General features: G+C 51.4%; 1 protein-coding gene. It reads right to left on the bottom strand.

Going from position 1 to position 2,230, the window contains the following annotated elements; translation table 11 throughout:
* Positions 1-269 precede the first annotated feature (269 nt).
* Complete coding sequence (locus JUD45_RS07125; protein WP_203619905.1) at positions 270-1,388, bottom strand: hypothetical protein; 1,119 nt, start codon at positions 1,386-1,388, stop codon at positions 270-272.
* Between the last annotated feature and the right edge of the window lie 842 nt (positions 1,389-2,230).

The raw sequence follows: 2,230 nt of genomic DNA, 5'->3' as shown, positions 1-2,230 counted from the left end.
TTTATGGAGGGGTGCACATCTTACATGGTTCCGGGTGACAAAGTCTTGGTTTAAAAACAGGGCGGTAGCTCCACAGTCTACCATGGCTGCAGTTGTTATACTGTGATTCCTTCCTCTTAGTCTCGCATGAATTCGGAAATGTGGGGAAGTAGAGTTTAATTCCCGGATCGACGATATTGTACATGATGGGTGCGAGTCATACGAGGAAGTAGCGAACATAACAAACTGATTACGGGGTACTCTCGGTGCAGCCGAAGCGGGTACCCTCTTTAAAAACCCTGTTGAAAGCCAGAGGACGAGGAGGACATAGCGTTAGCACGATCAAGTAATTCCCTTATTTGACCAATCTGATTGGAAAAGTCCTGGTTAGGGGGGCTCGGAGTAGCAGCTACGGGTGCAGGAGCAGATGTTGGGGTCGAGGACGCGATTTGGACGGATTCGTTTGGGAATAGGGAGAATGGCGCGGGTCCCGTAGCGGATATCTGTTGGCGTCGAGGTTGCTGGCGTCGGCCTCGGTCTCGTCCGAGTCCCATGAATTTGTCTTGGCAGACTGCTTCCAGATGTCCTCGACGTCCACAGTAGCGGCAGGTGGTTTCTCGGTGTGGGCAGTTTTGCTTGACATGACCTTGGGCACCGCAGCCGAAGCATCGTCCTCGCATGCGAGCTAGGAATGCTTCCCTAGTATTCCCATTACTGGTGTGGGTTGCATCAATGTCCATAGCGTGGGGGTCAGCAGGGGTAGTATGAGCGGTATGCGTGGGAGGGTATCCAGAGTTCCGGCCAGTCATGGTGGGATCGTGCAGGTAGACATCCACCGATATGGCCCGTTTGATTGCCTCCTTCAGAGTCGGAGCAATTCCTTGGGCAATGTTTACGGTGATGAGGTGTTGTCGGATCTCTGGGAGTAATGCAGTGAAGAAACGTTCCCGCAAGTCAATATCAGACATTTCAGTCCGATCTCCGATATCCTTGAACTTCTGAGCGAATTCCGCAACTGTCTGTCCTTTACTTTGCCTGAGATTCTTGATCTCGCTACGGGCTTCCATACCTGGGTCCATTGGTTCAAACCGTTGGCTAAATTCCTTCAGAAACGCCTCCCAATTTCCTCCGAAAGGGGGATTTTCCGCATTGAAATGTAGCAGATGGGGAGTTGCCCAATCTCCGGCACTTTCTGTGAAGAAGCCCAAGGCGGACTTGATGAGTTTTACTTGGCTTTTGGCGAGATCCGGTTGTTCTGACGCCCAATTCTGGAACTGAGCCATGAAGCGACGGGCTTCAGCGCCATCTTTACCCTTGAAAACCTCGGGTTTGTTCATGCTTGACTTAGAGGATGAGCGTTCCTCCATAGCTGTAGCAAGGTTAGCTACTTGTCTGATGAGCTGAGCCATGAGATCCTCCGCAGAGGTGTTTGGGGCAGGCGGGATAGGAGTCGACATGATGGGAGTAGGCAATCGGGGCTGGGGAATCGGCAGGAAGGTTATATTGCTCACAGTGAGTGGCTCTCGGATTGAGTTCGAAAGGGCGTTGGGGCAAGGTTGAGACTGGCAATCGCGCCAAGTATCGTCGTTGTTATGGGCGTGAGCTTGGTCTCTGGGGTCAAGTGCGTGCGGGAGTGCGGAGCAGTCTATACTGGCAACAGGTGTTTCAGAGTCGGGCGGAACTGGGGAAGACGTGGTGTCTATAGACCCTGCAAGGACAACCTTATCGGTAGGCTGTCAGTGCAGTAATGGATCTTGACCTAATGTCACGAAGCGGCAGAGGCGGAGTGACTAACGGAGCGGGAAAGCGGAGCGACTAAGCAGAACGGCGGCAGGCTGGTCCCAGATAATGACAGAGATATATTGAGTATCGTAGTCATAGGTAATAATAAGTAAGCACATACCTGGTCCCAGATAATGACAGAGAGGTCAAGATAAGGGACCAGGCTGTGGAGGGTTGGCTATATATACATAATCCGGTCTGCGAGAAACAACGATGTAATACTGTACAGTTTAGGAACAAGGAAGGTGGCGGAAGCCAATAGAAGGAGAAGATGGGTCAGGTGGATCAGTAATCGATGGATCAGTAATCGATGGGGGTTTGACAGTGATGGGATGATGTATCGTACAAGTAAAGGCGTCGAGACGGTGAGAAAAGGAAAATGATAGGGGCTGCGTACTTTATGACATTACCCCCCTCCTTATGACCATTGCCCTCGATGGTCAAGGCTTTGCCGCTGTTGGGTGTTTTT

The sequence above is a fragment of the Apilactobacillus nanyangensis genome (assembly GCF_016861915.1).
Taxonomy (GTDB): Bacteria; Bacillota; Bacilli; order Lactobacillales; family Lactobacillaceae; genus Apilactobacillus; species Apilactobacillus nanyangensis.
The sequence above is the reverse complement of the archived record's forward strand: the minus strand, read 5'-3'. Positions and strand labels throughout refer to the sequence as shown.